Origin of the sequence: Eubacterium sp. Marseille-QA0814, from assembly GCF_965119675.1 — a bacterium.
Classification (GTDB): Bacteria; Bacillota; Clostridia; order Lachnospirales; family Lachnospiraceae; genus Eubacterium_G.
On the sequence record NZ_CBCPMG010000001.1, the window covers coordinates 873,946 to 900,262 of the forward strand.

Annotated in this window: 22 protein-coding genes and 2 pseudogenes; all 24 read right to left on the bottom strand. The window is 34.4% G+C overall.

The annotated features are described in order from the left end of the window. Positions 1 to 134 precede the first annotated feature (134 nt). The 24 genes and pseudogenes from ACQY63_RS04135 to ACQY63_RS04250 all read right to left on the bottom strand — a co-directional run bounded on the left by ACQY63_RS04135 (position 135) and on the right by ACQY63_RS04250 (position 26,277). Entirely contained in the window at positions 135 to 1,883 is a 1,749-nt protein-coding gene (locus tag ACQY63_RS04135) for an ABC transporter ATP-binding protein (RefSeq protein WP_412334591.1), read from the bottom strand. Next, positions 1,884 to 3,611, bottom strand: coding sequence for an ABC transporter ATP-binding protein (locus ACQY63_RS04140; protein WP_428244778.1), 1,728 nt, complete (start codon positions 3,609 to 3,611; stop codon positions 1,884 to 1,886). It abuts the gene before it with no gap. Between the two features lie 108 nt (positions 3,612 to 3,719). Beyond that, positions 3,720 to 3,917 (bottom strand): PspC domain-containing protein, encoded by a 198-nt coding sequence (locus tag ACQY63_RS04145; RefSeq protein ID WP_022166024.1) that lies wholly within the window; start codon positions 3,915 to 3,917, stop codon positions 3,720 to 3,722. A 9-nt stretch (positions 3,918 to 3,926) separates the two neighbouring features. Beyond that, positions 3,927 to 4,994: a butyrate kinase gene (gene buk, locus ACQY63_RS04150; RefSeq protein ID WP_022166025.1), complete on the bottom strand. Its 1,068-nt coding sequence runs from the start codon at positions 4,992 to 4,994 to the stop codon at positions 3,927 to 3,929. A 68-nt stretch (positions 4,995 to 5,062) separates the two neighbouring features. Continuing rightward, positions 5,063 to 5,977, bottom strand: coding sequence for a phosphate butyryltransferase (ptb, locus tag ACQY63_RS04155; protein ID WP_022166026.1), 915 nt, complete (start codon positions 5,975 to 5,977; stop codon positions 5,063 to 5,065). A gap of 239 nt (positions 5,978 to 6,216) precedes the next feature. Next, complete coding sequence (locus ACQY63_RS04160; protein ID WP_302690264.1) at positions 6,217 to 6,639, bottom strand: flavodoxin; 423 nt, start codon at positions 6,637 to 6,639, stop codon at positions 6,217 to 6,219. Positions 6,640 to 6,862: 223 nt separating this feature from the next. Then, on the bottom strand, positions 6,863 to 7,426 hold the full coding sequence (locus tag ACQY63_RS04165) for a DUF3793 family protein (RefSeq protein WP_022166028.1): 564 nt from the start codon (positions 7,424 to 7,426) through the stop codon (positions 6,863 to 6,865). A 24-nt stretch (positions 7,427 to 7,450) separates the two neighbouring features. Further along, positions 7,451 to 7,780, bottom strand: a pseudogene (eno, locus tag ACQY63_RS04170) (phosphopyruvate hydratase); the annotation flags it as partial. A gap of 394 nt (positions 7,781 to 8,174) precedes the next feature. Next, the gene (locus ACQY63_RS04175; protein ID WP_022166030.1) at positions 8,175 to 10,256 is read right to left on the bottom strand and encodes a heavy metal translocating P-type ATPase; all 2,082 of its coding nucleotides are present in this window, start codon (positions 10,254 to 10,256) and stop codon (positions 8,175 to 8,177) included. After that, positions 10,256 to 10,537: a DUF6110 family protein gene (locus ACQY63_RS04180; protein ID WP_022166031.1), complete on the bottom strand. Its 282-nt coding sequence runs from the start codon at positions 10,535 to 10,537 to the stop codon at positions 10,256 to 10,258. Before ACQY63_RS04180 ends, ACQY63_RS04175 begins: the two co-directional genes overlap by 1 nt. Before the next feature lie 126 nt (positions 10,538 to 10,663). Further along, the gene (locus tag ACQY63_RS04185; protein ID WP_428244779.1) at positions 10,664 to 11,785 is read right to left on the bottom strand and encodes an AI-2E family transporter; all 1,122 of its coding nucleotides are present in this window, start codon (positions 11,783 to 11,785) and stop codon (positions 10,664 to 10,666) included. Positions 11,786 to 12,107: 322 nt separating this feature from the next. Beyond that, complete coding sequence (locus ACQY63_RS04190) at positions 12,108 to 13,478, bottom strand: NCS2 family permease (protein ID WP_022166032.1); 1,371 nt, start codon at positions 13,476 to 13,478, stop codon at positions 12,108 to 12,110. 469 nt (positions 13,479 to 13,947) lie between these two features. Beyond that, positions 13,948 to 14,160, bottom strand: coding sequence for a DUF3990 domain-containing protein (locus tag ACQY63_RS04195; protein WP_022166033.1), 213 nt, complete (start codon positions 14,158 to 14,160; stop codon positions 13,948 to 13,950). 165 nt (positions 14,161 to 14,325) lie between these two features. Further along, on the bottom strand, positions 14,326 to 15,369 hold the full coding sequence (locus tag ACQY63_RS04200; RefSeq protein ID WP_428245277.1) for an electron transfer flavoprotein subunit alpha/FixB family protein: 1,044 nt from the start codon (positions 15,367 to 15,369) through the stop codon (positions 14,326 to 14,328). Between the two features lie 28 nt (positions 15,370 to 15,397). Further along, positions 15,398 to 16,186, bottom strand: a complete 789-nt coding sequence (locus tag ACQY63_RS04205) for an electron transfer flavoprotein subunit beta/FixA family protein (protein WP_022165353.1) — start codon at positions 16,184 to 16,186, stop codon at positions 15,398 to 15,400. A 15-nt stretch (positions 16,187 to 16,201) separates the two neighbouring features. Further along, positions 16,202 to 17,359: pseudogene (locus ACQY63_RS04210) on the bottom strand (acyl-CoA dehydrogenase). Positions 17,360 to 17,393: 34 nt separating this feature from the next. Continuing rightward, a complete protein-coding gene (locus tag ACQY63_RS04215) occupies positions 17,394 to 18,266 on the bottom strand; it encodes a 3-hydroxyacyl-CoA dehydrogenase family protein (RefSeq protein ID WP_022165355.1) in 873 nt (290 codons plus the stop codon). An 84-nt stretch (positions 18,267 to 18,350) separates the two neighbouring features. After that, entirely contained in the window at positions 18,351 to 19,142 is a 792-nt protein-coding gene (locus tag ACQY63_RS04220) for an enoyl-CoA hydratase-related protein (RefSeq protein WP_022165356.1), read from the bottom strand. Positions 19,143 to 19,257: 115 nt separating this feature from the next. Next, entirely contained in the window at positions 19,258 to 20,442 is a 1,185-nt protein-coding gene (locus ACQY63_RS04225; RefSeq protein ID WP_022165357.1) for an acetyl-CoA C-acetyltransferase, read from the bottom strand. Positions 20,443 to 20,564: 122 nt separating this feature from the next. Then, entirely contained in the window at positions 20,565 to 21,407 is an 843-nt protein-coding gene (locus ACQY63_RS04230) for a DUF975 family protein (protein ID WP_022165358.1), read from the bottom strand. A gap of 251 nt (positions 21,408 to 21,658) precedes the next feature. Beyond that, the gene (locus tag ACQY63_RS04235; RefSeq protein ID WP_022165359.1) at positions 21,659 to 22,684 is read right to left on the bottom strand and encodes a branched-chain amino acid aminotransferase; all 1,026 of its coding nucleotides are present in this window, start codon (positions 22,682 to 22,684) and stop codon (positions 21,659 to 21,661) included. A 105-nt stretch (positions 22,685 to 22,789) separates the two neighbouring features. Then, positions 22,790 to 25,033, bottom strand: coding sequence for a hypothetical protein (locus ACQY63_RS04240; protein ID WP_428244780.1), 2,244 nt, complete (start codon positions 25,031 to 25,033; stop codon positions 22,790 to 22,792). Continuing rightward, complete coding sequence (locus ACQY63_RS04245; protein ID WP_022165361.1) at positions 25,023 to 25,907, bottom strand: ABC transporter ATP-binding protein; 885 nt, start codon at positions 25,905 to 25,907, stop codon at positions 25,023 to 25,025. The genes ACQY63_RS04240 and ACQY63_RS04245 overlap by 11 nt, the downstream gene beginning before the upstream one ends. Beyond that, positions 25,900 to 26,277 carry a GntR family transcriptional regulator gene (locus ACQY63_RS04250; protein WP_022165362.1) on the bottom strand — a complete coding sequence of 126 codons (378 nt, stop codon included), beginning with the start codon at positions 26,275 to 26,277 and terminating at the stop codon, positions 25,900 to 25,902. Before ACQY63_RS04250 ends, ACQY63_RS04245 begins: the two co-directional genes overlap by 8 nt. Positions 26,278 to 26,317: the final 40 nt, after the last annotated feature.

Genomic DNA, 26,317 nt, shown 5'->3' on the forward strand with positions numbered 1-26,317 from the left:
TTATGGTTATGTGAGAGTTTATGTGTTTTTGTTAATGTTTTTCAATACAATCTTTTGTTTTGTTAGTTTTTCATTCTATTTTCTTACCGTCTATTCTACCATTTATGTAAATATTATGCAACATTACTTTTACTTTATTGGTACTGACTATTATATAAATTATAGTAAAATCCTTTTTGTTCAAGCAATTGCTGATGATTTCCCTGCTCAATTATTTTTCCGTTATTCATTACAAGAATTATGTCCGCTTCTTTTATTGTTGAAAGACGATGGGCTACTATGAATGTAGTTCTGCCTTTCATCATTTTATTAAACGCTTTTTGGATTCTTATTTCTGTTCTTGTGTCAATTGAAGATGTTGCTTCGTCCAAGATGAGCATTGGTGGTAAGGCAAGCATTACTCTTGCAATACATAACAACTGTTTTTGTCCCTGTGATAAGATACCACCATCTTCACCAATTACCGTATCATATCCCTTCGGCAAACGTTTAATAAAACTGTGGGCATGACTTTGTTTTGCTGCTTCTATTATTTCTTCCCTTGTTGCATCAGGTTTTCCAAAAGCAATATTATCTGCAATTGTTTCTTTTTGCAGCCATGTTTCCTGAAGAACCATACCGTAATTTTCACGCAAACTTTTTCGTGTGATATCAGTTATATTTCTATTATCCACAGTTATTTTACCTGAATCAGCATCATAGAATCTCATTAACAAATTAATAATTGTTGTCTTTCCACATCCGGTTGGTCCGACAATGGCAACTCTTTGTCCCGGTTTTACATGCAAATTAAGGTCTTTTATTAATTCTTTATCTTTGTCGTATGAAAAGTTCACATTGTCTATACCAATGCTTCCATCAACATTTTTTAAGACAGTTTCTTCTGATTCTTTTACATCCACAATTTCCTCTTCGTTTATTAAAGAAAAAACTCTTGCACTACATGCAATTGCATTTTGTAATTCTGTAATAACTCCTGAAATTTCGTTAAAAGGCTTAGTATACTGATTTGCATAACTTAAAATAGTCATTAAACCACCAACAGTTATTCCTTTTGCTATCACAGCCTCCAAACCACCGAATATTGCTACTAACGCATATACAATGTTATTTACAAATCTTGTACTTGGGTTAGTAATTGAAGAAAAGAATGTTGCCTTAACATTTACCTTCCACAATCTGTCATTTGTGTCATCAAAGTCCTCTAATATGCTGTCTTCCTGACCAAACGCCTTCACAACCTTCAGACCACTTAATGTTTCATCTACAATTCCTGTCTGTTCACCTCTTATTTCTGACTGAACTCTAAACATGGAATATGTTCTCTTGGCAATAAAGCTTGCCACAAAAAATGATAAAGGTGTCACGCAAATTACTACTAAAGCAATTTTCAAATCAATCTGTATCATAAAAATCAAAGTAAACAGTATTGTGATTACACCTGTAAATAAATTTGAAAAGCCCATTAAAAGACCATCTGCAAGCTGGTCTACATCTGTAATAACGTTATTTACAATGTCACCACTTGATTTTGAGTCAATATAACTTACAGGTAATTTTTGAATTTTATCAAAAGCTTCTTTTCTAATGTCACGTATAACGTTGTAAGTTATTTTGTTGTTACATAATCCCATTATCCACCAACCTACTGCGGCAATCATTGTACATACAACAATTTGAAGAATAACGCCCTTTAATCCTACAAAATCAACTTTTCCCTGACCAATAATTCTGTCTGTTCCAAGTCCGATTAGTTTTGGAATATACAAAGACAATATTACATAAGCTGTAGCAAAAACCACTGACAGTAACAACATGTACCAGTATTTTTTTATTCTCTTAAGAAGTTCTTTTAGGGCATCTTTTTGTGTCATATTATTCATTTATCTGCCCTCCTTCTCTGAATTTTTAAACTGTGATTGGTATATCTCTTTGTAAACTTCACAATTTTCCAATAATTGTTCGTGTTTTCCAACACCTACTACTTTTCCGTCGTCTAATACAACTATCTGGTCTGCATCCATAATAGATGATGTTCGCTGGGAAACTATAAATGTTGTAACGTTCTCTAAGCTTCTTATAGCTTTTCTTAATTTTGCCTCTGTTGCAAAATCAAGTGCCGATGAGCTGTCATCTAAAATTAATATTTCAGGTTTCTTAACTAAGGCTCTTGCAATGGTTAATCTTTGTTTCTGCCCCCCTGAAAAATTCTTTCCGGTTTGAGTAACATACGAGTCAATTCCATTCTCTTTTTCCATTACAAAATCATAACTTTGTGATTTCTTTAGTGCATCTATCAATTCTTCTTCAGTTGCATCTTCATTGCCCCACAATAAGTTACTTCTAATTGTTCCTTTAAACAATAAAGCCTTCTGAGGAACTATTGATATTTTTTTCTGTAAGGCTGATTTTTTGAATTTTTTAATATCTGCGCCCTCAATGCTCAAGGTTCCTTCTGTTGAATAATAAAATCCCGGTATCATATTTACTAAAGTTGTTTTTCCTGAACCTGTACCACCAATGACACCTATTGTTTCTCCTGATTTTACTTTCAGATTAACACCTTCAATGGAGCTTTCCCCTGCTCCATCATAGGTTAATGAAACATTATCAAATTCAACTTTTGTATCTAAGTCAGGTCCATTATCTAATGTACCCATATCTTCCTCACAAGGAATATCAAATATTTCATTTACACGATTTGCGCAGGCAAAGGCTTTTGTCAGATTAATAATAAGACTGGCAAGTTTTATTAGCTCAACTAAAATCTGTGACATATAGTTGACTAACGCAACAACCTGTCCCTGAGAAAGTCCACCAACATTTACTCTAATTCCGCCGTACCACAAAATTGCTATGATAGCAACATTTATAATAATAAAAGTAGCCGGATTCATAAGTGTTGAAATTCTACCTGCAATAATTTGAAATCTGTTTAAAACCTGAGTTTCTTCATTGTATTCTTTTACTTCCTGAGCTTCCCTGTTAAAAGCCCTTATAACTCTTGTACCACTTAAATTTTCTCTTGTATGCCCCATTACAACATCAAGAGAATTCTGCACAACTTTGTACATAGGTATTGTGATTAACATTATTCCAAATACAATCACTGAAAGTCCTGGAATTGCCACTGCAAAAACCACTGCTGTTTTTACATCTACTGTAAATGCCATAATCATAGCACCAATTACTATAAAAGGTGAACGTAATAAAAGCCTTAGCATCATGTTCACCTGATTCTGTATTTGGTTTACGTCAGCAGTCATTCTGGTAATAAAAGTAGATGGTCCGTACTGATCAATTTGTGTATAAGATAAACCGCCAATGTGTTTAAACAAATCATGTCTTAACCCTCTACCAAAACCTGCTGCTGCTTTTGCCGCAAAATATTGTGCTGTTATTGAAAATGTGAGACCTATTGCAGCTAATAAAAGCAATACACCACCCATTTTCAAAATGTAGGCTATGTCATTTTCTGCTATACCATTATCAATTATTGCTGCCACAACTAATGGAACAAGCAAATCAAAACACGCTTCCAACATTTTAAATAATGGAGCGAATAATGATTCTTTTTTGTAATCTTTTAAATATTTTAATAACTTAAACATAATTTTCCTCTTAAAAATAAAGACTATGAATATTAGAGACAAATTCTCTAAATCTCCATAGCCTTTATTTATATTATATATTCTTCCTTAAAATCTGAAATATATTCACTACTGTATTATATCATCATTAGGAATTATTAATGTGGCAATTATATAGGCTAAAATTCCTGTACCACAGGAACATAAAGTAACTACTGCCCAAATAAGCCTTACCATTGTTGAGTCTATATTAAAATAAATTCCAAGACCGCCACATACACCACATAACATTCTGTCACTTGATGATCTTATAAGTTTTTTCTTCATTAATTTCTCCTAGTATACTTTAGCTTCTTCTTCACCCTTCATAACTCTAAGAGCACCCTGAGCTAATGCAAGAAGTTCATCTTCTCCAGGATAAATTGTAACTGGAGCAATCCATTCTACGGCATTCTTCATGTGATTCTGAGTATTTGCACTATATGCAATACCACCTGTTAAGATAATCTGGTCAACTTTTCCGCCAAGAACAACTGCCATTGCACCGATTTCTTTTTCTAGCTGATAATGGAAAGCGTCCATTACTAACTGAGCCTTTTCATCATTATTTTCAGCCATCTTTAAAAGATCTCTCATATCATTTGTTCCAACGTATGCGTTAAATCCACCATTACCGTTAATCATCTTGCCAACTTCTTCTTTTGTGTATTTACCACTAAAGCAAAGTTTCATTAATGAACCTGATGGAAGACCACCTGATCTTTCAGGTGAGAATGGGCCGTCTCCGTCTAATGCGTTTGCAACATCAACAACTTTACCATTCTTATGTGCTCCAACTGAAACACCACCACCCATATGTACAACGATTAAGTTAAGGTCTTCATAAGCCTTTCCAACTTCCTTTGCATATCTCTTAGCAACAGCCTTCTGATTTAATGCATGGAAAATTGAAATACGTGGGAATAAAGGATGTCCTGATAATCTTGCTACATCCTGAAGTTCGTCAACTACTACAGGATCAACGATATATGATGGTACATTAATTTCAGCAGCGATTTCATGTGCTAAAATACCACCAAGGTTTGATGCGTGCTGTCCCTGTTTTCCAATCTTAAGGTCTTCTAATAATTCAGGTGTTGTTGCGTATGTACCACCTGGAATTGGTTTTAACAAACCACCACGTCCAACTACTACATCTATATCGTTTAAGTCAACATTCTTTTCTTTAAGTACATTTAAAATAACTTCCTTACGGAAATCTTTCTGTGCATAAATTGTTTCATATTTTGCAATCTCTTCTGTTGAATGTCTAAGTGTTTCTTCCATTACCTGTGTTTCATCTTCGTATACACCAATCTTTGTTGATGTTGAACCAGGATTGATAATTAAAATCTTATAAGCCATTTTAAAATCTCCTTATTTTTAATATATAGATTATCGCCCGCAATTAACGGGCGAATAAAAAGTCATATTTATTTGTTCATTGCTTCAGCTACAATCGCTGCTAAAGCAATAGAATTTACCTTTACTTCAAATTCATCTGAACGTGATGTTAAGATAACAGGTGCGCTTGTACCTGTTAAGATGTTACCGTTCTTACATTCAGCTGTATGAACTAAGCACTTGTATGTAATGTTTCCTGCATGAATGTCAGGGAATAATAATACATCAGCATCACCAACAATCTTTCTGTCTGTTGTTCCCTTATGGAAAGCTGCCTGTGGTTCAATTGCTAAGTCAAGTGAAAGTGGTCCATCAACGATGCAACCTGTGATTTCACCATTTTCATTCATCTTTGTTAACTCATCAGCCTCTACTGTACATGGCATCTTTGGATTAACAACTTCAACTGCTGCAATTGGTGCAACCTTAGGGCATTCAACTCCACATGCGTGAGCAATTTCTACTGTATTCTTAATAATATTTGCTTTTGTAGCTAAATCAGGATATGGTACAAAAGCAACATCTGATAAGAATAATAAGTGATCAACACCTTTGATTTCAAATACACAAACGTGTGATAATGTTTTATCTGTTCTAAGACCAACTTCCTTATCAAGTACACTCTTTAAGAATGTCTTAGTATCAATAAGTCCCTTCATGTACATGTCTGCTTCGCCATCATGAACTAACTTTACTGCTGTTCTTGCTGCCTCAACAGGATCCTCTACGTTAATAATCTTATATTCATTTATATGCATTTTTAATGTTCTTGCAATAGTTTTAATTTCAGCTTCATTGCCTACTAAAATTGCATCTGCAATTCCTCTTTCTTTTGCAGCCTTTACAGCTTCAAGTACCGCATCATCCTGTGCACAGGCAACTGCTACAGTCTTCTTTGAACACTGTGAAACCTTTGCTAGTAAATCGTCAAAACTCTTTGTCATCTTCGTATACCTCACATTTTTTTATTTAATATATATAACATAGTAATCCGTTATAAACTATCTTAAATAATAGCACTTACACATAATTCGGTCAAGAAAAAAAGAACCGAAGCACTAATGCTTCGGCCTTTTTTGGATTAAGATTAAAATTACAAAATATATGTAAGTATCGTGTATGTATTATTAAATTAAATACCTATATTTTTAATTGCCCTTATATAGATATTTAAAATAGTAACCTAAACTAATGCTTTTCCTAAAGCTTTACACTGTTCAATTGCATCATCGTCAGGTGCTTCATTACAGATTACAAAATCTGTTGCTAAAACTGCACCGTCGTTTTTGCATGTTTCTTCCCAGTTTCTCATCCATTCGCCATCGCCCCAGCCGTATGAACCAAATAAAGCAATCTTCTTGCCGTTTAATTTTGGTTCGCAAGCTAAGAATACAGGTTCGAATTCACTTTCTTCTAACTGCTCAGCTCCCATTGAAGGACAACCAAATGCGATTGCGTCATAATCATCCATCTTATCAGCACTAAAGTCTGATACATATATTACATCAACTTCTGCTCCGGCTTCTTTTGCACCTTCTGCAACATTAGTAGCCATTACTCCTGTATTTCCTGTTCCACTCCAAAATACTACTGCTATTTTACTCATTTTTTTCCTTCTTTCTACTATAATAATTACATTATTTATTTAGTCTTTTTTGTGTTTAATTCTGTAGTTTCCATAGTTCTTATACTTCACATTCTTCATTAAAGTACATATTTTTATTTTTCGTTATTTTTACTCTTTCCCATTTCATAGTTTTATTTTCCATCTAACCCCTTATTATTTCAAAACATGAAATAAATATTGTTGAAAAATATATTTTAAACAGTTATGCTGCCACCGTTAATTTCAATATGCTTCTCCCCTGATTCCATAACTTTGTATAAATCATTCTGCACTTATCATACCTTGCAAATTCTTTGATTGCTTTCTCTTTATCCCCGTAAACTTTCCAATACCCGCAACATTTAAAATTGCACCCTTTATTATTAATAAACCCTATAACATCTTCTATTGGATATCCTAAAAACACTCCTATTTCATGCGGGAACGCTTTTAAATCCATTAGTCTTTTTTTAAGTAAGCTTATCGCATAATTTACACAAGTCTCTTTGTACCCATTTTCTCTTAAAAATTTACTAACCTCATTTTTCTTTAAGTCTTCTTCAAGTTTTTTTACTCTGTACACATAAATAAGCGCCCAGGTTTCTTCTTCACGAAGTATTTCAATCTGAATTCCTTTTTCTTTGAATTTTTCATTCATTTCATCAATACTGCTTTTCACTTGTTCTAAAGTAATATTGTCGTGAACGTAGTGCCAATTAAAAAGGCTTGCAGTCTTTAACGACGCCAAAGTGGATGAACACCATTCAATTAAATATTTTTCAACCATATTTTTTCCTCTTAAAATACTTTTTTATATTTTTTCAATATTAAAAGCTTTAATTCCAGGATAAACAGCCGCATCTCCTAACTGTTCTTCTATTCTTAAAAGCTGGTTGTATTTTGCAACCCTTTCACTTCTACTTGGTGCTCCTGTTTTAATCTGACAAGTATTAAGTGCTACGGCTAAATCTGCGATTGTTGTATCTTCTGTTTCTCCTGAACGGTGCGAAGATATTGCTGTATATCCTGCTTTATGTGCCATCTTAATGGCTTCTAATGTTTCAGAAACCGAACCGATTTGATTTAACTTAATTAAAATCGAATTACCACAGTTTAGTTCAATTCCCTTACTTAATCTCTCTTCCAATAACTTTTTCAATTTCTAAAAAATTCATTGTGTCTCCTCTCTTACCTTTCTGGTTGTTTTTGGAGGATTCCGAAGGGAGGGTAGCTACTCCCTCCGGGCTTTCTTCGGAGTCCAAATGTCTATTCAAAAGAAGTTAGTTACATCTAACTACAGTTATAATATTCTAACTATAGTAAAAAATCAAGTGTTTTTTTTAATTTTTTCATTTTTTCATAGAAAATTAGTAGGAATAAAGGAATTTCCCCCTCAATAACTTTTTTTCGTATTGCGCAAAAAAAGACCATAGTCTGAATGTTTCTACATCCAAACTATAGTCCTCTTTTGATTCTTTATTTTCAAGTTGTTGTCTATGATATTCCACTCAACTATTTGTGTTATACCACAACTATTATCTTTCCAAATCTAAATCCTTCATGCTACTTAAACCAATTGCCAAAGTAGACGCATTATGTAACAGCGCTGATGTTGTAGGTGCAATGATTCCTACAACTCCCATTACAATCAAACCGCTATTAAAGGAAACAATTGTCCGATAATTTCTATTAATTCTTTTCATTAATGATTTGCTTATTTTAAGTAATGTTACTATCTGGCCTAAATCCTCGCCATCAATAGTTATGTCTGCAATTTCCTTTGCAACCTGTGCTCCATGGTTCATGGCTATTCCAACATCTGCTTTAGATAATGCAGGTGAGTCATTAATGCCATCTCCAATCATAATCACAGAATGTCCCATTGCAATTTCTTTGTCTACGAACTTTGCCTTATCTTCCGGCAAAACTTCTGAATAGTATTCATCTATACCGACTTTTTTTGCAATGGCTTTTGCTGTTCTGTCACTGTCACCAGTCATCATAACAACTTTCTTAATGCCATTCTTCTTTAACTTTTTAATTGTGTCCTTTGCATCTTCGCGTAAAGGATCTTCAATTAATATTACTGCTTCAAGTTTGCCTTCAATTGCAAGATATAAATGTGAATATTCATTAGGTAAACTATCAAATAATTCCTGCTTGCCTTCAGGTACAACACAGCCTTCATCTTCCATAACAAAATGATAACTTCCAATAACTGCACGTTTTCCGGAAATAGTTGTAGCTATTCCATGGGCAACTATATATTCAACTTTGCTATGAAGTTCTTCGTGAACTAAATTTCTTTCTATTGCTTTATTCACCACTGCGTTTGCAATAGAATGTGGAAAATGTTCTTCTAAACAGGCTGCTATTCTTAAAAGTTCATCTTTTGAATAACCGTTAAAAGGCACCACATCCACAACAACCGGTTCAGATTTTGTTAATGTACCGGTTTTGTCAAACACAATAGTATCTGCTACTGCAACTTTTTCAAGGAACTTACCACCTTTTACTGTAATATTATGTTCTCTTGCCTGTCTTATGGCTGCCAGCACAGAAACAGGCATAGCCAATTTCAATGCACAGGAATAATCAACCATAAGTATAGAAATTGCCTTGGTAGCATTTCTTGTAAACAGATATGTTAAAAGTGTTCCACCTAATGAAAATGGAACAAGTTTGTCAGCTAAGTGTTCAGCTTTTCCTTCTATTGAAGATTTTAATTTTTCAGATTCTTCTATCATTGTAACAATCTGATCAAACTTACCTGTTCCACCTGTCTGTTTAACTCTAACTTCTATCTGACCTTCTTCAATAACAGTTCCTGCATATACATAATTATCAGTAATCTTTCTTACAGGTATTGATTCTCCTGTCATTGATGACTGGTTAATCATTGCTTCACCGGAAACTACAACTCCGTCAAAAGGAACCATCTCGCCGATTCTTGCAATTACAATATCATCAGGTTTAACTTTGTTATATTCAATCTGCTCTTCAATTTCACCATGCTTAACCCAGACTTTTTCAATGTTAAGTGACATGCTCTTTGCTAAGTCACTAACAGATTTCTTATGAGTCCACTCTTCAAGTAACTCGCCTATACCAAGTAAAAACATAATAGAGCCTGCTGTAGATGTATCTCCTCTGAATACAGATACACCTATGGCTGTAGCATCTAAAACAGGCACTTCCAGTTTGCCTTTTGCCAAAACCTTTATGCCTTTGACGATATATTTTGTAGCATTATAAACTGTCAATGCTATCTTTACACTTGTTGGAAGTAAAAACTTACATCCATAGCGTACCATTACCCTGTCAATAAGCTTTTCCTTATAATATTCGTTTAGTTCTCTACCTGTATTCTCTAAATATGTATCAGGCACATTAACTTTTTTATAAGAAAAAGTCTGTAAAAGTTTCAGTACGTTATTTCGTGTACATGTATAATTAAGTACAACGTCATTTGTTCTATTAAACACTTTACACGCTTCTATACAATCCAGATTTTCAAAATAATACTGAACAATATCAGCGTCTCTGTAAGACATTTTTCCATTAATGAAATGTACACGAATTCTTCCTTTTATATCGTGTTTAATAACAAATTTCATTATTCTTCTTCGCCTTCTTCGTCTTCCACTACATCTTCATCTTCAAAAATATCTTCTTCAGCAGCTCTTTCTTCATTAATCTGCTGTGCTTCTGAATAAATATCTTCTGCGTTTTCCTGTACTGCTGTAACTGTATCCATTACACAGTCCTTAGCTCTTAAAACTGCTGCTGTACAGTTAGCATATACTTTCTTTGCATCCTTGCTTGTTAAAACCTTAATTCCTGCTGTTCCAAATAATGTTCCAGCTGCGAACATTCCTACTTTCTTTAATACATCCATTTTCTTTTCCTCCTTAGTTGTTTGTCCTTACTAACTTTTGTTAGTTCTACGAAATATATAATACTCCTTTTGTAGTATTTTTTCAATAATATTTCTAGGGTTGTTTTTGCACTTTTTTAAAAGGATTTATTTTAGTTTTTCTTCCCTTTTATGAATACTTTCAGATGCTATCTTATAGAATCCCGCAATAATTGGAACACCAATTAACATACCAATTATTCCAAACAAACTACCGCCTACAGTTACAGCTGCCAAAACCCAAATTCCGGGAAGACCTATTGAATTGCCCATGATTTTTGGATAAATTATATTTCCCTCTACTAACTGAATTACCAAAATAATAATTACAAATATAATAGCCTGCATTGGTGACTCAGTTAATACCATAATTGCTCCAACAGCAGTTCCTACATATGCACCAACAACCGGTATTAATGCAGTAAAACCTATTAGTGTTCCAATCATAACCGCATATGGCAATCTTAAAATAAACATGGTAAACATACACATCCCACCAAGGACAACTGCATCAATTAATTTGCCCACAATATAACCATGAAAACAATCATCAAAAATATAAATATAATGCATTATTTTGTTATACCATTTTTCCTTAAAAACAACTTTTATTACTCTTTTTGTTTGATTAATTAATCTTTCTTTTCCTGTTAGAAAATATATAGAAAAAATAATTCCAATTAAAATAGTTGCCACAACAGATATGACAGAACTTGCAACAGCAGCCACTGCATTTACCGCACCACCAATTCCTGAAAACAGAAAGCCGCCTATTTTTTCCCAATAGCTATCCCATTTCATGTTTTTTAGTTGGTCTAATGTTTCCGGAGAAACCATTCTTTTAACATATTTATTTTGAGAAATTTCTTTTATTAAATTCGGCATGCCATTAATAAAAGTCTCAATACATCTGATTAATTCTGGTATAATCATATAAATCAAAAGTGCTATCACACCTAAAACAATAACGATTGCCAGTACCATGCATACAGGTCTTCTGCTTTTTATAACACCTTCTTTGGTGCTGTTAGGAAAATATCTTTTTTCAAGTCCTGACATAAAAATATTAACCATATACGCAACCACGCACCCTATTAAAATCGGAGTAACACCACTAATAAACACACTTATCGTATTAGCTACCGCATTCCAGTAGTTAATACACAAAAAAAGTGCGAATATACTTATTCCAATTTTCAAACACTGTTTCCACTCAATTTTTATATTCATAAATTTCTCCTATATAACTATTTTATATATTGTCTATGTAAATATACCTTGGAAGAATGTTACATTATATACAATGCTTCCGCCTAGCTTTTTCCATTATCTATTTTTAATTAGCACTATATATTTTCTTATTTACATATTTTCATATATACATTTTTCTTCTTTAACATTATAACTGCTTTGACTAAAATGGTAAATATATATATAACATAAAAGGTTATGATACCAACTACCAAGTTAGTACCATAACCTTTATTTTGTCTGCATATAACATTATATATACAGTTAATATTCAATTTTCAAATCTTATAGTTATATTATTTTATAAGAATATATATTTTAAAATAAATAATACAGCTAAAACATATAATAAAGGTTTAACCTTCTTACCTTTTCCACATACTAAGTTAATTAATACATATGAGATAATTCCTACAGAAATACCTTCTGAAATGCTGTAGAATAATGGCATTGCGATTACGCAAAGGTAAGCTGGAATAGCTTCTGTTAAATTATCATCTGTAAACTTAATATCTGTAATAGCTCCAAACATAAGGAATCCAACCATGATAAGTGCAGGAGCTGTTGCAAATGATGGAATTGTAATAAATAAAGGTGAAAAGATTACAGCTACTAAGAATAATAATCCTGTAACAACTGCTGTAAGACCTGTACGACCACCTTCAGCTACACCTGCTGATGATTCAACGAATGTTGTTGTAGTTGATGTACCAAGAATAGCACCTGCTGATGTAGCGATAGCATCAGATAACAGTGCAGGTTTAATCTTTGGTAACTTACCATCTTCATCAAGCATACCTGCTTTTGTACTTACACCAATGATTGTTCCTAATGTATCGAATAAGTCTACAAAAAGGAATGCAAATACAACAATGATGAAGTTAATAAGACCAACAGCCTTGAAGTCAAGGTTGAAGCACTGACCAAATGTTTTTCCTAATGCTGAAAAATCAAAACTTACAAAATTAGTTGGAATAACTGAAAATACTCCTTCTTTTGCGTTAGGAACATATAATCCTACTAATTCACTGATAATTCCAAGAATCCATGTTGATACGATACCAATAAGAATTGATCCTTTTACTCTCTTAATATAGAGTATAGCTGTAATAAATACACCAATAACAGCTAATAATGCTGTAATGCCTGCTGTATGGAAATTCTTTGTAAAGTCTGTAATAGTAACAAGTGTTGAATCAGAATTCTGAACAAGTCCTGCATTCTGTAAACCAATGAAAGCAATAAATAAACCAATACCAACTGATACTGCCTTCTTAAGATTAAATGGAATTGCATCAAAAATAGCTTCACGTACATTTGTTAAAGAAAGAATTATAAAAATAATACCTTCAACAAATACTGCAAATAATGCTATCTGCCATGAGTATCCCATTTCACCACAAACTGTGTATGCAAAATATGCATTAAGTCCAAGACCTGCTGATAAAGCAAATGGAAGATTTGCCATAAACGCCATACACATTGTACCAATAAATGAAGCTAAACATGTAGCAATAAGGATGGCTTCCTTATCCATATTTGTACCATCACTTAAAATGTTTGGGTTTACAGCAAGAATATATGCCATAGTCATAAATGTTGTAAGACCCGCAATTACTTCTGTCTTAACAGAAGTATTGTTCTGTTTGAGTTTAAATATTTTTTCTAACATTCTCCTCTTTTGTATAGCCTAGCTATACTTTCCTTTCTTATTATTTGCTATTGCCTTATAATATTAACAGATTTTTAAACGTTTTTACAGTGTTTTTTCATTTTTTTAACATTTACTATTATTTTCTACCATTTTTCTAAAATTATTTAATCATGCAAAATCATTTTTAACTTTATTAAATTATTTCTTCAATATTACATCCTAAAGTTTCAGCAATATTTTTTACTGTTCCCACACTGGCTATGTTAATATCCTTTGCTCTTTCTAATTTTTCAACACTTATTGAATTATTTAAAAAGTCTTCTGCAAATCTGAAATAAGAATCATCTGCTCTATACCCATTATCAAATCATATTCACTAATATCAATATTATATTTTTCCATAAGAAATTTTTTTGACATTATTTCCATTACACTATTGCTGCTAAATGTACGATTTTGAATTAGTATTGATAGCCAATGTAAAATATTATTTTTTATCATTTAAATTCAAAATTTTCAACTCTTCACAATCTAATTCGTATACATTGGCAAATCCACCTTCCAAATAATCACACGCCCATTCCTTGGCTATTTCTAATGATTCTGTACAATAGAAGCCTCTGCCATAATCATTATGAATTTTTCCTACGCCAAATTGTTGTTTTTCAATTATTTTTTTACTTCCATGAAATATTTTCATTTCTTTGAAGCGACGTTTCTTCTAGATTTGTAAAACAAATCTAGAAGCACGCGGCATTCGTAAAATGCCCCGTATAACATAAAAAGCGAGAAGGTTTCATTCGTGCAAGCACGATTCCACCTTCTCGCTTTTTATGTTTACGTCGCTTTACTCAAAGCTTCGCGATTATTTTTCACTTGTTGTTGCCTTAATTGCTGCTGTAAGCTGTGGTACGATCTTGTTTAAATCACCTACGATACCGTAATCAGCTACGTCAAAGATTGGAGCATCTTCGTCTTTGTTGATTGCGATAATAAGGTCTGATTCTTCCATACCGGCAACGTGCTGGATAGCACCTGAAATACCAATTGCAAAGTAAACCTGTGGACGAACTGTCTTACCTGTCTGTCCTACCTGTCTGTCAACTGGTAACCAACCGTTATCTGTTACTGCTCTTGAGCATGCTACTTCACCACCAAGAGCTTCTGCTAAATCTTCAAGAAGTTTGAAGTTTTCTGCTGAACCAACACCACGTCCACCTGATACTAAAATCTTAGCGTCCATAATGTCAACTGTTTCTGTTACAGACTTAATTACTTCTTGAATTTCAACATATTTGCTGTTCTTTTCTAACTTAGCGTCAAAGTTAATAACTTCTGCCTTTGCACCTGCCTTTGGTTCTGCCTTCTGCATAACACCGGCACGAACAGTAGCCATCTGTGGTCTATGATCTGGACATGCAATAGTAGCAATTGTATTACCACCGAATGCAGGACGAGTCATAAGAAGCTGATTATGTTTCTGTTCTCTACCTGGAATTGGGTTGATTGGGAAATCACCAATTTCAAGAACTGTACAGTCAGCTGTAAGACCTGTTGCTACTCTAGCTGAAACTGTAGGACCTAAATCTCTACCGATTGCTGTAGCACCAACTAACATAATTTCAGGCTTGAATTCATTAATAACTGCTGTTAAAGCCTGAGCATATGGTTCTGTTCTGTATGTTTCAAGTTCAGGATTATCAACAACGATAACCTTATCAGCGCCATATTCAGCTAACTGATCAACTAAATTTCCAACGTTTGATCCAAGAAGTACGGCTGTTACTTCTGTATTTAATGGTTTTGCAAGTCTTCCTGCTTCTCCAAGTAACTCGAATGCGATACCGCTTAATTCGTTATCTACCTGCTGAGCGAAGACATATACGCCTTTATAATCTTCTAAATTAATGTTCTGCATAATTATAATCTCCTCTCTACTAAATAACGTGCTTTGTTAATAATTTGTCCATGATGTACTCAACTGCTTCATCAGGTGAATCAGGAGCAACCTTTTCTCCAGCACCCTTACGAACCTTATCTGATGCCTTAGCAATCTTTGTAGGTGAACCCTTAAGACCAAGGTCTCCATCGTTTACATCTACTAAATCTGCTCTTCCCCAAGTTGTGATTTCAGCATCAACAGCATCAAAAATTCCACCTGGAGTCATGTAACGAGGATCATTTAATTCTGAAAGAGCTGTAATTAATACAGGCATTTTAGCTTTAAGCATATGATGTCTATCTTCATACTGTCTCTTAACAATTACGCTATCTCCGTCAACTTCAATACCTTCAGCGTATGAAATAACAGGGATTCCAAGATGTTCAGCAATCTGTGGTCCAACCTGAGCTGTATCACCATCGATAGCCTGACGTCCTGTAATAATAATGTCATAATCCTTAATGTTTCTAATAGCACCAGCAATTGTTGTAGATGTAGCCCAAGTATCAGCACCACCTAAAACTCTATCTGTTACTAAGATTCCGTTGTCAGCACCCATAGCCATAGCTTCACGAAGAACGTCTTCAGCCTTTGGAAGTCCCATTGTAAGAACTGTTACTTCAGCACCGTACTGATCTTTTAATCTAAGTGCAGCTTCAAGGCCTGCCTTATCATCAGGGTTCATAATTGTAAGCATTGCACCTCTATCTAATGTACCATCTGGGTTAAATTTAACTCCACCCTTTGTATCAGGTACCTGTTTTACACAAACGATAATTTTCACGATTAGTACCTCCTATTACTTTAATAAGTTTGCAGAGATTACCATACGCTGAACTTCTGAAGTACCTTCGTAGATTTCTGTAATCTTAGCATCTCTCATCATTCTTTCAACGTCATATTCTCTGATATAACCATAACCACCGTGTAACTGAACAGCCTTAGTTGTAACTTCCATTGCAACTTCTGCTGCATATAATTTAGCCTGAGCAGCTTCGAAACCATATTCCTTCTGAGTATCTTTAGCTCTTGCAGCTTTGTATACTAACATCTTAGCAGCTTCTACCTTAGTAGCCATATCTGCTAACTGGAACTGAGTATTCTGGAACTGACCAATTGCTCTACCGAACTGTTTTCTTTCCTTAACATATTCGATTGTTGTTTCAAGAGCACCTTCAGCAAGACCAAGAGCCTGTGAAGCGATACCAATACGTCCACCATCAAGTGTATGCATAGCGATACCGAAACCTTTACCCTTCTTACCAAGTAAGTTTTCAGCTGGGATACGGCAATCTTCAAAGATTAATTCGTATGTAGCTGAACCACGGATACCCATCTTCTTTTCTTTTGTACCAAATGTAAATCCAGGTGTTCCTTTTTCAACGATAAATGCTGAAATTTCTTTCATCATTCTACCACGTTTTTCAACTTTACCTGTTACAGCGATTACAATGTAAACATCTGCGTACTTACCATTTGTAATGAAGCACTTAGAACCGTTTAATACTCATTCATTTGTAGCTTCATCAAATACAGCCTTTGTCTGCTGTCCCTGTGCGTCTGTACCGGCACCAGGTTCTGTAAGACCGAAAGCTCCAAGCTTCTTACCACTTGCAAGATCTGGAACATATTTCTTCTTCTGTTCTTCTGTACCGAATGTCATAATAGGATCGATACAAAGTGATGTATGTGCAGATACGATAACACCTGTTGTACCACATACTTTTGATAATTCTTCAACACACATTACATATGTTAAAACGTCACATCCCTGTCCGCCGTATTCCTTAGGAACCGGTATACCAAGGAAACCATATTTTGCCATCTTTTCAACTGTCTCTACTGGAAACTGTTCATTTTCATCTGTTTCCTGAGCAAGAGGTTTAACTTCATTTTCAGCGAATTCTTTGAAAAGAGTTCTAGCCATTTCATGTTTTTTGCTTAAAGTAAAATCCATTTATCTTTCCTCCATATTTATAGTTTGCTCTAAATTACTGAGCATCTACTGGTGTCTTTGTACGGTCTGCGTTATAAACGTAGAATCCCTTACCTGATTTAACACCAAGATTTCCACCTCTAACCATCTTACGGATTAATGGACATGCACGATATTTGCTATCTCCTGTCTCATTATAAAGTACATCCATAATTGCAAGGCAGATATCTAAACCAACGAAATCACCTAATTCAAGTGGTCCCATTGGGTGGTTAGCACCAAGCTTCATAGCTGCATCAATACCAGCGATATCTGAAACACCTTCCATCTTAATGAAAGCAGCTTCGTTAATCATTGGAATTAAAATTCTGTTTACTACAAATCCTGCAGCTTCATTTACCTGTACAGGTGTCTTTCCAATTTCTTTTGAAATCTTAATGATTTCTTCTACTGTTTCGTCAGGTGTATTAACGCCTGCGATAACTTCTACTAATTTCATTCTATCAGCAGGGTTGAAGAAATGCATACCAATCATAGGACGTGTAAGACCATTTCCGATTTCTGTGATAGAAAGTGATGATGTATTTGAAGCAAAGATACATTCAGGCTTGCAAATCTTATCTAATTCACTAAATGTAGTTTTCTTAACTTCCATGTTTTCAAATGCAGCTTCAACGATTAAGTCACAATCTGCACATAAGTCTTCCTTAAGACCTGGTGTGATGCTATCAAGAATACCATCAACCTGTTCCTGTGTCATTTTTCCTTTTGCAACAAGTCTTGCATATCCTTTAGCAATCTTGTCTTTTCCGCCTTCTGCCCATTCCTGCTTGATGTCACATAAAGCTACTGTGTAACCATCAACCATAGCAAAAGCCTTTGCGATTCCCTGGCCCATTGTACCAGCACCAATTACTCCAACTTTCATCTTATTTTCCTCCAAAAATATTTTTATAAAATTTAAATTGTATCCACAATGAAATTAAATCCATGTGGTGTTTTCCTTATTTAATTATTTGTTCTGGAAAGGAACAACTTTTAACTTCTTTTCTTTATCTTTTTCAAGAAAGTTACCCATTCCTGCCTTCTGATCTTCTGTTTCGAAGCAGCTTCCAAATAATTTTTCTTCAATAACGATAGCATCATCCATGCTTGCATCAAGGCCATCGTTGATAGCTTTCTTACAAGCTCTAACTGCGATAGGAGCCTGCTTAGCAATTGTTGCAGCTAACTTCTTTGCAGCATCTAATAATTCTTCCTGTGGATATACAGCATTTACAAGACCGATTCTGTAAGCTTCATCAGCCTTAATGTTTCTAGCTGTGTAAATCATCTGCTTAGCCATTCCAGGACCAACTAATCTTGCAAGTCTTTGTGTTCCACCAAATCCAGGTGTGATTCCAAGACCTACTTCAGGCTGTCCGAAAATTGCATTTTCAGAACAAAGTCTAATATCACAACTCATTGAGATTTCGCATCCACCACCTAAAGCAAATCCGTTTACGGCAGCGATTACAGGAATGTCAAATGTTTCTAACTTTCTAAATACATCGTTTCCTTTTTTACCAAATGCTTCACCTTCAGCCTTTGTTAATGTTGACATTTCTCCAATATCAGCACCGGCTACAAATGATTTTTCTCCTGCACCTGTTAAAACTAATGCTCTTGTTTCATCTAAATTAACTGCATCTAGAGTTGCATTTAATTCATCAAGAACCTGGCTGTTTAATGCATTTAATGCCTTTGGACGGTTGATTGTAATTACTCCAACAAATCCATCCTGTTCATAAGTAATAAATTCCATATCACTTCTCCTTAAAAAATTATAATTGTATTAAGAGTTTGGATAAACTCTTATGGTAGAAAAACACACTAAAAGCTGGTAGTAAAAAATTGCCACCAGCTTTTTATGTATTCAATTAGTCTCTTTCAACGATTGTTGAGCAACCCATTCCGCCACCGATACATAAAGTAGCGAGACCCTTCTTAGCATCTCTCTTCTGCATTTCATGAAGTAATGTAACAAGGATACGGCAACCTGAAGCTCCTACCGGATGTCCAAGTGCGATAGCACCACCGTTTACGTTTACTTTGCTCATATCGAACTTTAAGTCTCTAGCAACTGCTACTGACTGTGCTGCGAAAGCTTCGTTAGCTTCGATTAAGTCCATATCATCAACTGTTAAGCCAGTTTTTTCCATAACTTTCTTTGTTGAAGCAACTGGTCCAACACCCATGATTTCAGGTGCAACACCACCAAGTGCTCCGGCAACAAATGTAGCCATAGGTGTAACACCTAATTCTTTAGCTTTTTCTTCGCTCATAACTACAACTGCTGCAGCTCCATCGTTAATACCTGAAGCATTTCCTGCTGTAATAACACCATCAGGCTTTCCTGAACAGCATCTTAGTTTACCAAGTGATTCAGCTGTTGTACCAGCTCTTGGTCCTTCATCTGTATCTACAACGATATCGCCCTTTCTATTCTTAACAACAACAGGTACGATTTCATCTTTGAACTTACCGTCAGCCATAGCCTTTTCGCATTTCTGCTGTGAGTTTGCTGAGAATTCATCTAATTCTTCTCTTGAGATTCCCCACTGTTCAGCTACGTTTTCAGCAGTAATCATCATGTGGTAGTTGTTGAATGCATCTGTTAAAGCATCATTTACCATTGTATCAATGATTGTACCATTGTTCATTCTGTAACCAAATCTTGCCTTTGGAAGTGCGTATGGTGCCATTGACATATTTTCCATACCACCTGCAACAACAATATCAGCATCTCCTGCTTTAATCATCTGCGCAGCCATGTTTACACAGTTAAGACCTGATCCACAAACAACGTTTACTGTAACTGCTGGTGTTTCAATTGGAAGACCTGCCTTGATTGAAGCCTGACGAGCTACGTTCTGTCCAAGACCAGCCTGGATAACGCATCCCATGTATACGTGATCAACAGCGTCCTTTGGTACGCCTGCTCTCTTAAGAGCTTCTTCAATAACAATAGATCCTAAAACTGGTGCTGGAGTTGTGCTTAAAGCTCCACCCATCTTACCGATTGCTGTACGACATGCGCCTGCAATAACTACTTTTTTTGACATAATATTAATCCTCCATATATATAATTTTTAAAAAGATTTTCAACTTTGTTATAATTTTAACAAATTATAATTCCTTTGTCTAGTATAATAATCGAATTTTGTTTCCAAAAAGTGACTTTTTTCTAAACTTCTTCGTAACTGTCATAATTTGTATTAAAATTATCATGCTGTTGCTGATTATTCTGCTTAGGATAACCACATAGAGTCACGTATAATTCTACATCTGTTAAACATTTATATGGTACAACATAGAATATGTTAAGTATACCACATGTAAACGCTGCCAAAATATTCCAACCAATAAATGATAAGTCAAGGACAAACGCATTCATTTTATTCCCCATCATCATTTGTCTGCTTCTTCTAAAAGCTTCGCTGGAACTCATATTAGGATTTTCAGCAAGCAAATATGGTATCATTCTGTATTCGTACATTTTAACTATACCGGGTATAATAAATAACAGTGACCATAATGATGTATATAATGATTTTAAAAACATTGTTTTTGCAATGTTTAAATACCCATTTCTGAACCCTTCTGTCATTTCACTAAATTGAGGATTCACTGTTCTGTTTTTAATTAACCATCTCTTACAGCCAACCTCTAACTGTGCAAAAACTAAGAAAGCTAAAGCAAGACCTGCTAGGAAAATGATTATTCCAAGTATTAACACCATGGAAATCTGTGTGTATGAAATATTTTTCATAATTCCCAGTAATCTTGTTCTTAAAATATTAAACTGTAAATTCACACTTTGATCTGTATATCCCATATAAGAGTTGTCTGTTAAAATAGAATTTCCCGTGTTAGTTATGGAATCTGTTACGTCATTAAAATTAACTGATGTTCCAAAACTAAAATTACCAATAACAATGGATAATATCAAAGTTACAAGTACCCCACTCCAGTAATTCTTCTGTAGTATCTGTCTGGCTGTACTTTTTAATTCTGCTCTTGTCCACATATATATTTTTCTCCTTCATAATAGTAATAGCTACAACAAATTAATTGGGATTTCTTTGAAATCACAATTATATAATTAAGAATGTCCCTTGGGACATTCTACGCACCGAGCGCATGTTGCTTCAGCAACATTTTTCCTTTTGCGCCAGTGTGCATCCCTAGTGGAACGTTATTTATTAATTGTGATTTCAAAGAAATCACAATTAATAAATAAGCCCGCCTACTGTTACATAAGCGGACTTTTTATTGTCATTACTTAATTTCTACTAACCAGCCTTCTGGAGCTTCAATTCTGCCCATCTGGATACCTGTTAATGTTTCATATAATTTCTTTGTAATAGGTCCCATTTCATCCATTCCACTTGGGAAGCAGATTTCTTCGCCATGATTTACAATCTTACCAACAGGTGAAATAACTGCTGCTGTTCCACATAAACCACATTCTGCAAAATCTTTAACTTCATCGATGAATACTTCTCTTTCTTCAACTTCAAGTCCAAGATATTCTTTTGCAACATGCATAATTGAACGACGTGTAATTGAAGGTAAAATACTGTTTGACTTTGGAGTAACAACTTTATTATCTTTTGTTACGAAAATGAAGTTTGCACCACCTGTTTCTTCTACCTTTGTTCTTGTTGCTGCATCAAGGTACATGTTCTCATCAAAACCTTCTGCATGTGCAGTAACAATTGCATGTAAGCTCATTGCATAGTTAAGACCTGCTTTGATATGTCCTGTTCCATGAGGAGCTGCTCTATCAAAATCACTAACCTTAATTGTAATTGGCTTTGCGCCGCCCTTAAAGTAAGGTCCTACAGGTGTTGTAAGAACTCTGAACTGATATTCTTCTGCAGGCTTAACACCAATTACTGCTGAGCTTGCGAACATATAAGGTCTTACATATAATGTAGCTCCTGAACCATAAGGTGGAACGTATGCTGCGTTAGCCTTTACTGTTTCCTTAATAGCTTTTACGAATTTATCCTCTGGGAATACAGGCATCTCTAATCTTCTTGCTGAATCAGCGAAACGAGATGCGTTTAAGTCAGGACGGAATGTGACTATGCGTCCATCCTCTGTTGTGTACGCCTTCATTCCTTCGAAAATAGTCTGAGCATACTGTAATACTCCGGCACATTCGTTAATGACTACGTTTGAGTCCTCTGTTAATACTCCATCATCCCACTTGCCATCTTTGAAATTTGCCACAAATCTCTTGTCAGTATCTACATAACCAAAACCAAGATTTGCCCAGTCAATATTTTTCTTGTCCATCTTTTATTCCTCCGTATTATTAATTTGTCATAATATTTTGACATATGTGCATTTAAGTCAAAACCTTATTCAATTATATCACTATTTTCTTCTCGGTCAATAAGACTACTTTAATTTTTCCCACTTATAGTTATATAAAGAATCTCTAATGCCATCACCATTAAGACCAAACTTACCGTTTTTTAATTTCAGGCATTTCTTTTCCCTATTTTTAGGTAATGTTACACATCCTGTAGTCTGTACGCCATTCTCTTCTACCTGACAGAACATAATTTTATCAAACACCTTATCTAAAGTGCCTGTTTCCATGTTACTACCTAAAGAATATGTATATTTCCAAAGATTTCCCTTCACTCTCTCACATTGTGATTCTTTCACACTGAAAGATGTTGTGTAGAAATTATATTCATCACTGTCATATAAAAAGGCTCTTATCTCCTTAGCATTGTCCCAATACTTTGGAACTTTAAAATAAACAGTTCGTCGTTCTTTTCCGGTCATTGTGCCGTAATTATTATCCTGACCTCTATACATTTCCTGTTTTAAGTTAATTAATTCAACATTTTCATATCCTTTATCTAATAAGAATTTATATAGATTCTTGTGCTTCTTACTTATGTTGAAGGTTATGTATATCTGATTGCCGTCTCCGTTATAAGTATCCTCCATAAAGGATAATGACAACTGCCATTTCATGTTCTTTGTACTAAAGAATTTTTCGCCCATTTGGTCGTAATCTTTCTTTGCTGCATTTCTCAGTTCTTCGTAAATTTCCTTCTTTCCTTTTTCAGTAAATTCATCTAAACCTGTACTTCTGTCATTAACAGTGTCAGTTATCTCAACATACGACAGATAGGAAGCAGGTATTTTCATAAGATTACCAACTATATTATTTTGTTTCTTAACGATTTTTGACAATCTGTCAAACTCATCCCCATAAAAACATCCATCATAAGTTCTGTTTATATAAGAACCATTTTTCAGCTTATATGAAATGTTTAATCTATAATAATCCTTTGTTATTTCATCCACACCTTCTTTTGCGAATGATACATCTTTACTTCCGTAAATAGGATATATTATACTCTTATCTTCAAGTGCCTGTTTAACAACAGCTCTATGTGCATTTAAAGTTGCCTCAATTGCGTTCTTATCCTTAATGTAATACTCACTAATATTAACGCCGTTTACAATGAAGCTTGAACTGCTGTCCATTGAGACTGCAACTGCCTCTACATCTTTTTCATTAGGTATTCTCTTGTCAAATCCTAAACCGCCTCTGGCAATTGAAATTAAAAAAATGAATACAAAAACTATATCGATTCCTATTACTAAAACACTTTTTCTAATGTCAGACAGACTTCTGTTATAAATTAAATGGAGTATTATAACTGTTGCAATTGTGCCAATTAAAATTCCAACAGTAAACCATATAAACTGTACCCCTGTTGATTCTTTTCCAGAAATAGCAACAAGTATCCAGCCGAAACAGAAACCAACTGCAAAACCGGCAAATACTTTTATAGTCTGCTCAAGTCCTATATGAATTGATGAGTTCTGTGCAACTTCAACTTTTCTTTTCTTAACGAGATAGTAACTTGCAATAAGTAATGCTACACTAAAACCTACCCACCATAATACATAGAGCAGATTGTGTTTTCCGAAAGCCCCTGCAAACGGTGCAAGGAAAGGACTTAATAATGTGTAAATTTCGTAGTTATTCATTGACTTTACGCTGTATCCCGGAAGTATTGAATTTGGGAACAGGTAGCAAATCAAAACGCATACCGGATAAATTCCGTTTATGGCTATATAACTTACAACTGTATCCACAACTGTTCCACAGCAAAGTGAAACTGCTGAAATAAATGTCACGTTGCCTACAACAGCAATTGCAACAAACAATACATTTCTTGACACGTGCAAAAATCCATCCAAGTCAAAAGTCATCATTGCACTAATTAAGCCAACTATAAATATTGGTATAACTGTCTGGAATATTACAGAAAACAATCTTGTAAATAACATTGTCGCCCTATCTACAGGAAAGCTACCAAACATATCCACACATCTTTTATTATGTATGTATGAAAATGACACAAAGGCAAAGACTGTAGAAAAAATCATTGCCACTAATGTAAATGTTGTTCCAATAAGCACCGGTGCCGCATTTACAACTTCTTCTATGTTTCTGTTTTTTAATTTAATAATAAGTTCCATTAAAGGAGATGATACTGATAATAAAAGAATATATGCAATTAATATGCCTCTGTATCTTTTGTTAGTCCATCTAAATAAGTTTAAAGCTTTCTTCCTTTGACTGAAAGCTGTCGGTATATTACTTGCCATATCCTACCCCCTCCATTTTGCTTATAAATACTTCTTCTAATGTAGAAGGCATAACCTCAATAAATGCAGGTTCCAATTCATTTAATTCTTTCATGATTTCCTCAATATCTCCCTTTACCATAAGTACATAATAATTTCCAACCTGTCTCATTATGTCAGCCCCAATTTGTCTAAACACTTTTCTGTCAATTGACTTATTAAAAGCAAGCTGTATTTTATGCATCTGGCTTTTTAGTTCATCGGTCTCTTCATTAGTTACCAATGTACCTTTATGTAAAAGTACGATTTTGTCACAAATATCATCTATTTCTCTAAGATTATGAGATGCTATAATACATGTCATCTCTCTGTCTGTTACATCCTCAATTATCAATGTTTTCAATGTATTTCTTATTACAGGATCAAGGCCGTCAAAAATTTCATCTAAAAATAAATATTTAGGATTTGTTGCAAACGCCAAAATAACAGACGCCTGACGTTGCATACCTTTACTCATGTTTACAATTTTTTTGTTTGTTGCAATTGGAAACATTGAACATAATTTCAAATAACGTTCCTCGCTCCAGTTTGAATACATTTTTCTGTACAAGTCTGCCATTTTATCAACTGTACTATCATTAAAGAAATACGGATAGTCAGCAATGTATGCACATCTTTCTTTTATAACATGGTTATCAAAGGCATTCTGACCGTCAATTATAACCTGTCCCTGGTTAGGTTCATAAACTCCAGACAATGTTCTAAGTAATGTACTTTTTCCACTGCCGTTGCTACCTGCCAAACCGAATATCATTCCTTCTGATATTTCGCAGTTTAAATTATTTATTGCGACTGTTTTTTCAAATCTTTTTGTGAGATTTTTTATTTCAATCATTCACTCTTCCTCCGCTTGTAATTTCATCTACCAACTCAATCATTTCATCCTTGGTAATCCCCTTTTTATATGCTTTATCTATTGATTCTTTCAAATCATTTTTCGCCTGGATTTTTTCTGCCTGGTTTTGATCCAACTTGTTAGAAACAAAACTTCCTCTTCCTACTGTAGAATATATATATCCATCTTTTTCAAGCATTTTGTAAGCCTTCTGAACAGTATTTGGATTAATTCCCAATTCTGTAGCCAAAATTCTAACCGGTGGTAATTTTGTATCACTTTTCAAAACACCTAAAGATACCAGTCTTATTACATCATCGTATAGCTGCTGATATACCGGTGTTCTGGAACTGAAATTTACAGTAAGCATTCCTTACCCCTTTCTTTTTCATTTGTACTACTTGGTGTAA